The sequence below is a fragment of the Helicobacter sp. MIT 14-3879 genome, from assembly GCF_003364125.1.
In genome coordinates this window covers 1-7,250 of the sequence record NZ_NXLP01000061.1, presented here as the reverse complement: position 1 = coordinate 7,250, position 7,250 = coordinate 1, and the positions used below count along the sequence as shown (strand labels likewise).

Here is a 7,250-nt window from a genome sequence, read left to right as displayed (position 1 = left end):
GTATTAGAATGTTTTATTATGGCACAGGCTATGGCTCAGATTATAATACACAGGTCGAACGCATTGTTAAAAAGTATTGCAAGGATTGCAAATGAGTATTGTAGGTAAAATTAAGTGAAATATTGTAAGTAGAGGATTTGCAAGTATAGAGGTAGTATAGAGATTGTGAGTATAGATTGTAGGTAGAGAGACTACAAGTAAGCTATTTAGATTAAAACAAGGCATTATTACAATGAGAATTTCATTCATAGATGCAAATGGACACACTACTTTATGGGATAAAGATAATTTTGTAGATACAGCATTAGGAGTAAGTGCTAATTACCTTAATGAGACTCAATATATAATACAAGATTTATACTTTTGGGATTTGATAGGCTAAGGAGGAATTGTATGAAGAAGTTTGTTATGCAATATTTGATTATAGCATCTACAACAATGTATGCAGGAGATCCTTTTAGTCAAGCTCGTGGGGTAACGAATGCTATCCAATCTCATATTTTAGCTGAATGGGGATTGCAATATTGTTTGCAATATGATAAAGAAAATCTGTTTAAATCAATAGAAAAAAATAAGCTTTTTGATTTGCGTAAAGATGTAGCACAGGGCAAATTAGATTTGCAAAAATATTTAGATGCTAAATATTTGCCTAAAACTATGGATACTCTGCATTTTAAGCATTGTATGATTATATATAAATTACAAGAATACCAAGATGAAGTAGAACGCATTGTTAAAAAATATTGCAAGGATTGCAAGTAGAGGATTGTAGGTAAATATTGCAAAATAAATATTATAGGTAAAATTAAGTGAAAGATTGTAAGTAGAGGATTTGCAAGTATAGTATAGATTGTAGTATAGAGGCTACAAGTAAGCTATTTAGATTAAAACAAGGCATTATTACAATGAGAATAATAGATAATGATGGAAATACTATTAGGCACACTACTCTATGGGATAAAGATAATTTTGTAGATGTAAAAATGAATGATGAGCTTGATATAGACCTCTATCTTTTAGGCTATAATTATTTAGATGACCCAAAGCAAGTTTATCCATTTGTATCACAATTTTATTTTTGGGAGTTGAAGTGATGAGAAAACAAGTATTAATACTCTATATCCTTGCGTGTATTATATTTAGTGATCTTATAGCGAGTGAAGTTGAAATATTAAGAGTAAGTATCTACGAAGATTGGCTTAAAGATGATAAAATTGCTAAAAAAATATTTCAAGAAAGTGCTAGAAAAAACTATAAGCTTGTGGGAATTGATTATTGTTTAAAATACTACGAATTATCTTCAAGGTATCACGCAGACGCACTAATAAGAGAAGTTATACTTAAGAGGGGTGGTGGAAAAGAGGGCATAGAAGAAATAAAAAACTTTGTAGAAAAAATAGAAAAACAGAAAGAAGAAAAAAATTACCACATTACTAGACTTGAATCTTGTCTAAATCTCTATGATTCTAAAGAATACCAAGATGAAGTCAAACGCATTGTCAAAAAATACTGCAAGGATTGCAAGTAAAATATTGTAGGTAAAATATTGCAAGTAAATATTGTAAATAAAATTAAGTGAAAGATTGCAAGCAGAGGATTTGCAAGTATAGTATAGATTGTAGTATAGAGACTACAAGTAAGCTATGCTTTAAATTATGGTGGTATGCCACTTAAGGATAATAAAGTGAAATTGACTAGTGGAACGAAACTTACAGGGCAAGATAGCTATAAATATTATACAGGGGTATCTGGCATAAAAGGACTATTGCTAGAGAATTGGAAACAACTAAAATCTTATTCTCAAGCAAACAATAGAGATTTTTATAAAGTATTTTATGACCATAGAAAAGAACCATCTAAATTATTGATAGATAAATATAGGAATGTCCTTAATGGAGAAAGAGTAAAAGAGATACGCAAAGATAATTTAAATTTTTTCTATATTTTGCAATCTTTGGGTATTAAAGGTATTGTAACAATGGATATTGATAGCTGGAGAGATGCAGGGGGGCATACTACTTTATGGAATGGAAGTAAATTTTTAGATGATACAAATTATTTAAATGATGAGAGGGACTATGTATTTGTTAGAGAATTATGTTTTTGGGAGTTAAAATGAAAAAGATCTTATTTATTCTGTTGTGTATATTTTGTATAAATACTAGTGCTTATGATAGTTTTGGTATTAGCGTAAGGAATCTCAAACATTATGGCTTTGGTTTTTGTTTGCAACAAAGTTATGTGGATAAAAAAGATAAATCGACAGCATTATCGTATGATTTGTATGTATTCCAAAAGGGGAGTATGAAATTTGCTGCAATGGGTGAACCTAAAAATGAAGAACAAGTCGCTAAAATCATACAATCTTATGTTTCTCAATTTATGTCAAATCCTCAAGGAAAAGTTACCACAAAGCTAAATTTACGAATATTTGTTCAAGATTGTATGCAACTTTATGAATCCAAAGAATACCAAGATGAAATCGAACGCATTGTTAAAAAATACTGCAAGGATTGCAAATGAGTATCCCACAACATCTCCCTAAACTCTTTAAAGAATATTATAAAAACTATGAATATAAAGACTATGGCATAGGAAGATATAAACCACTTTTAGATTATTCTAAAGATATAAAAGAATACAAAGAATCAAGAGAATCTAAAGACACTTCTTTAAATTCTCTAAGCATTACTCATACAAGAGTATTCCTCTCTCCTTATAAAGCAAACAAACTAAACTTTGCATTTGCATTAGGATTAGATGATTACTTAGATAAAGAAAACATTACAGAGCTAAAGATAGTCATTGGAGGAGTGTATGAGGAGGGAGAGAAGCAACCTAAGATTCTAGCAACACTAGCAAGTAATGATGATAGATTGGTATATGAAGCATTAGAGAAGAGCAAGGAAGAAAAGCAAATCACAGAAATATATTTTTCTTATGGAGACGATGAGATAAGACTAAATGATACCTCAAGGCATTATAAAGATATTAATTTGCATATTACAACACAAGGATATAATGAGGGGGAGGAAGTAGAGGTCAAAATAAAAACGCAAGATAATAGCTTTACTCTCAAAGGGAAAGTAAATAATAAAGTATTTATTAAAAATGCTTTTAAAGATAAATAATCCTAAATATAAAAAGGAGTGTAAATGAATATAAAAATAACAGCAACTTGTGGAGATAAATCTGTAAGTGTAGAATGCAAAAGACCAAGTTGGGAGAGTGTAAGAAAGGCTTATAGGGAGATAAATGAAATAGGTAAAGGTTTAGATGATTATGCAAAAGCAGAATTAAGATATAACCTTTTAGGAGGTAAAATTCAAAAAGCTTTTAAGAATGAAAAAACAAGCTATGTAAATACTTGTGCAGTAAGAGTAAGCTATGCTTTAAATTATGGTGGTATGCCAATAGAAAAGTCATTACTTAATAATGCAAAACATAATGAAAGGCATAAGACAATATTGCAAAATATAAAAAATATGGCAGAAAAATATAATAGAATAGATAAAAACAACAATTACTATATAACAAACTCCATAGATATGGAGACATTTTTGTGGATTAAATGGGGGACACCAGAATTTTTACAAAAAAATATAACTGATAAATTTGATAACGAAGTTGCTTTAGAGAAATTAAAGCAATTAAATAAACAAGGCATTATTACAATGAGAATTTCATTCATAGATGCAAATGGACACACTACTTTATGGGATAAAGATAATTTTGTAGATAGCACAAATTATTTGACTACATATATGATAGATGACTATGGTAAAACACACTACAATCCCATTGTAACAGAAATTCATTTTTGGGAGTTAATTGGTGGATTAAAATGATAAAATATATAATACTCTTAATACTTTGTTGCTCTTTAAATGCGAGTGAAAGGCAAGAACTAGATGTTTATTTGCCGCATTTTGTTAATTTAACACAGAAAGAATATGATAATACTTTTAAAGCACTTCAAAGACAGGGCTTAGCACATTGCTTGACAACATTTAGTAGTGATGGGAAGTTTTTAAATGATATTATTATTGCTAAATTTAAAACATACATAGGCACAACTTTTTTTGATGTTTTTTATCTACAATATCCAGAGCTTTTGAATAGAAAAAATGGCTGGAAATCTTCTAATACTGCCAATATTGCTTATGAATATGTAAAAAGATATATAGAAGCGACCATTCCATTGATGGCGTATTATCAAAGCTATACTCTATACAATAAGCTTTCTATCCCTCTAGAAGAAACTAATATTACTACTTATTTAAATAGCTTTTTTGATGAGATACTCAAAGAGAGAAAGGAGTATTTTATCCCTTGTATGCAAACGTATCATTCTAAAGAATATAGGCAGTATTTAGCAAAAACAATCAATTTTATTATTTGTAAAAATTGTCAAAATTATGCCCTGCAAAAAACAAAAGTAAAAGAAGCAAGAACAAAAGAGGCTACAAAAGAAACTGATGAGATAATAAACATAGCTAAAATGAATGGATTTGCAAGGTGTTTGGTTCATTATCAGCTAGGCAATAAAGAGCATAATTTTAGTGATTATGATAAAGCTCCAAATGATATACAAAGTGGATATTTTTTACTCTCCAAGCTTCTTTATAAGTATAATCATAGATATGATGCACATAAAATATATAATGAAATTGATGATTATATCAAGAAAATTATTCCTAATTATCTAGTATATGATAAACAAACACCTCTTAGTTTTCTCACCTGCCTTGAACTCTATGATTCTAAAGAATACCAAGATGAAGTCAAACGCATTGTTAAAAAATATTGCAAGGATTGCAAGTAAATATTGTAGGTAAATATTGCAAGTAAATATTGCAAGTAAATATTGTAAATAAAATTAAGTGAAAGATTGTAAGTAGAGGATTTGCAAGTAGGGATTTGTGAGTATAGAGGTAGTATAGAGATTGTGAGTATAGAGGCTAGTCATTGGAGGAGTGTATGAGGAGGGAGAGAAGCAACCTAAGATTCTAGCAACACTAGCAAGTAATGATAATAGATTGGTATATGAAATATTAGAGAAGAGCAAGGAAAAGGAGGATAAATATGCTTCTATTTCTTTAAAGTTTAATGGTAAATTTTTAACAATTATCATTAAAGAAAATAATAATGAAATTAAAAGAATCTCTTTTCAAGCAGTGAGTGGCAGACCTAAAAAAGATAATGGGAAACACTATTTTACCTATGAAAAAGAAAGGCAAATGCTAAAAGATGAAAGACCAATACCAGAGGGAGAATATTATATCACTCCTTTAAGTGAAAATAAAGATGATGGGGTACAGGAGTTAAGCATAATAGATAATATTATAGGTTCAGTAAGTTGGGTTTTATCAAAAGTAAAACTTCCAAAAAGAGGAGAGTTTTATGGAAGTAGTTTTGTTTGGGGAACAATCCGAATCCCTATCCAACCAAAAACAAAAACTTTCACAGATTCTGAAGGGCAAACTATCACTAGAAATAATTTCTTTATTCACGGAGGAGTAGAAGCTGGAAGTGCTGGGTGTATTGATTTATGGAAAGATAATGAAGAGTTTTTCAAAATCTTTTTAGCATATGTAGAGAAGTATAGAGATAGGATTCTAAAGAATCAGGGTAAAATTCCTTTGGTAGTCAAATATGAAGATTCTACAAAGATAGAATGTGATAATGCAGCTTATACAAAATATTGCAAACCGATAGGTAAGGAGAGCAAGTGAAACCCACTTGGTTTTTAACTTTTAAGGTTTTTATTGCTTTATTTTGGATTGGAAGTTTAGTGTTCTTAATAGTAGCTGGGTTAGAGTCAAGACGTGGAATTATATATCACTTCTTAAATGATTTTGTGTTTCAAGGTCTCTTCATTCTTGGAATATGTAGCATATTTATTTCTGCATTGGAAAAATTTTATAAAAATATTACCATTACTTATTTTCTAGTATGGTATTTTGGTTTTCCCATATTATTTACTATAAGATTCAATTGTTCCTTTTTCATTCAAGAAATCACAATTAATAATTTAATTGAAATGGGATTTTATATCGGTTTTTTCCTATTTACATTTTTATCTATATTGGGCTTTATTTCTTGGATTAAAGAGAGATATGTAATTTTTATAATATGCTTTATTGTATGTATATTCTTTTATTGTCCATTTTTACTTTTTGCTACTTTTGTTCTATATGGGAGTCCCAAATAATGTTTTTATGTCAAACAAAAACTCTCACAGATTCTGAAGGGCAAACTATTACTAGAAAGAATTTCTTTATCCACGGAGGAGCAGAAGCAGGGAGTGCAAATTATATAAATTTTGGTTGTATTGATTTATGGAAAGATAATGAAGAGTTTTTCAAAATCTTTTTAGCATATGTAGAGAAGTATAGAGATAGGATTCTAAATCATCAAAGGCAAAAGTTTCTTTTGCAAAATTTATTTGATTAAAGACAGAGTTTCTTTGGTGGTTAAATATGAGGATTCTACAAAAGTAGAAGGTGATAATGCAACTTATACAAAATATTGCAGACCAATTAATTAAGGAGCTTAGATTGAAATTTACTAGTAGATTTACTTGGCTTTTAGCATTAAAGGTTTTTATTAGCTTATTTTGGATTACAATGCTATTTTCAATAATAGAAGATTTTTTATTTCGCAATTACAAGTTAGCAGAAATTGACCTAATGGACTTATTCGTATTGTGCAGTCCTTTAAGTATTTTATTTGAAAAATTTTATACAAAAAGAAGCTTAATGGTAACTTATTTTTTGTGTTTCTTTTTCTATATGGTTTTCTATGCTTCTTTTTCTTTCTTTATAGAATATATTAGTTATTTAAAATATAACTATCATTTCACACAACTATATGATTTAGTTTTTAATGGAAAAACACTATATATTTCCTTATCAGTTATGTTTATAGGCTTTGGCTTATATGGATTAATTTCATATTTTCAGAACAACTATCAAAGAGCAAAGTTATGTTTTATATTTTTCTTTGCGAGCTTGATTCCTTTTATCCTTGTAGGAAATATGATATTTTCCTGAAATAAAGTTTATAATAAAACAATGTGAGGCTAAACAATGATTGATTCTTATTTAAGGTATATTGATAGCTGGGGAGATGCAGGGGGACATACTACTTTATGGAATGGAGATAAAAAACAATTTGAAGATTTTGAAATAAGTAAGAATTATTTGAATGGAGAATATGGGGTAGTAGATTTTCAATTTTGGGAGTTA

General features: G+C 29.0%; 13 protein-coding genes. All 13 read left to right on the top strand.

The window, feature by feature from the left end; genetic code table 11:
• The first annotated feature begins 175 nt into the window (after window positions 1-175).
• Window positions 176-382: a type VI secretion system amidase effector protein Tae4 gene (locus CQA44_RS10730; protein ID WP_258865012.1), complete on the top strand. Its 207-nt coding sequence runs from the start codon at window positions 176-178 to the stop codon at window positions 380-382.
• Window positions 383-393: 11 nt separating this feature from the next.
• Complete coding sequence (locus tag CQA44_RS10725) at window positions 394-762, top strand: hypothetical protein (RefSeq protein WP_115547230.1); 369 nt, start codon at window positions 394-396, stop codon at window positions 760-762.
• A 143-nt stretch (window positions 763-905) separates the two neighbouring features.
• Window positions 906-1,094: a hypothetical protein gene (locus CQA44_RS10720; RefSeq protein ID WP_115547229.1), complete on the top strand. Its 189-nt coding sequence runs from the start codon at window positions 906-908 to the stop codon at window positions 1,092-1,094.
• Entirely contained in the window at window positions 1,094-1,528 is a 435-nt protein-coding gene (locus tag CQA44_RS10715; RefSeq protein ID WP_115547228.1) for a hypothetical protein, read from the top strand. The genes CQA44_RS10720 and CQA44_RS10715 overlap by 1 nt, the downstream gene beginning before the upstream one ends.
• 156 nt (window positions 1,529-1,684) lie before the next feature.
• Window positions 1,685-2,119 (top strand): type VI secretion system amidase effector protein Tae4, encoded by a 435-nt coding sequence (locus CQA44_RS10710; RefSeq protein WP_258865011.1) that lies wholly within the window; start codon window positions 1,685-1,687, stop codon window positions 2,117-2,119.
• Complete coding sequence (locus CQA44_RS10705; RefSeq protein ID WP_115547226.1) at window positions 2,116-2,523, top strand: hypothetical protein; 408 nt, start codon at window positions 2,116-2,118, stop codon at window positions 2,521-2,523. The genes CQA44_RS10710 and CQA44_RS10705 overlap by 4 nt, the downstream gene beginning before the upstream one ends.
• Window positions 2,520-3,131, top strand: coding sequence for a hypothetical protein (locus tag CQA44_RS10700; protein ID WP_115547225.1), 612 nt, complete (start codon window positions 2,520-2,522; stop codon window positions 3,129-3,131). Before CQA44_RS10705 ends, CQA44_RS10700 begins: the two co-directional genes overlap by 4 nt.
• Window positions 3,132-3,155: 24 nt before the next feature.
• Entirely contained in the window at window positions 3,156-3,848 is a 693-nt protein-coding gene (locus CQA44_RS10695; protein ID WP_115547224.1) for a T6SS effector amidase Tae4 family protein, read from the top strand.
• Entirely contained in the window at window positions 3,845-4,825 is a 981-nt protein-coding gene (locus CQA44_RS10690) for a hypothetical protein (protein WP_115547223.1), read from the top strand. Before CQA44_RS10695 ends, CQA44_RS10690 begins: the two co-directional genes overlap by 4 nt.
• 151 nt (window positions 4,826-4,976) lie before the next feature.
• Window positions 4,977-5,735, top strand: coding sequence for a DUF2778 domain-containing protein (locus CQA44_RS10685; protein WP_115547222.1), 759 nt, complete (start codon window positions 4,977-4,979; stop codon window positions 5,733-5,735).
• A 478-nt stretch (window positions 5,736-6,213) separates the two neighbouring features.
• Window positions 6,214-6,456 carry a hypothetical protein gene (locus tag CQA44_RS10675; protein ID WP_115547220.1) on the top strand — a complete coding sequence of 81 codons (243 nt, stop codon included), beginning with the start codon at window positions 6,214-6,216 and terminating at the stop codon, window positions 6,454-6,456.
• Window positions 6,457-6,560: 104 nt separating this feature from the next.
• Window positions 6,561-7,055: a hypothetical protein gene (locus CQA44_RS10670; RefSeq protein WP_147289795.1), complete on the top strand. Its 495-nt coding sequence runs from the start codon at window positions 6,561-6,563 to the stop codon at window positions 7,053-7,055.
• A 36-nt stretch (window positions 7,056-7,091) separates the two neighbouring features.
• The coding region (locus CQA44_RS13545; RefSeq protein ID WP_408941393.1) for a T6SS effector amidase Tae4 family protein at window positions 7,092-7,250 on the top strand (159 nt) is incomplete at its 3' end.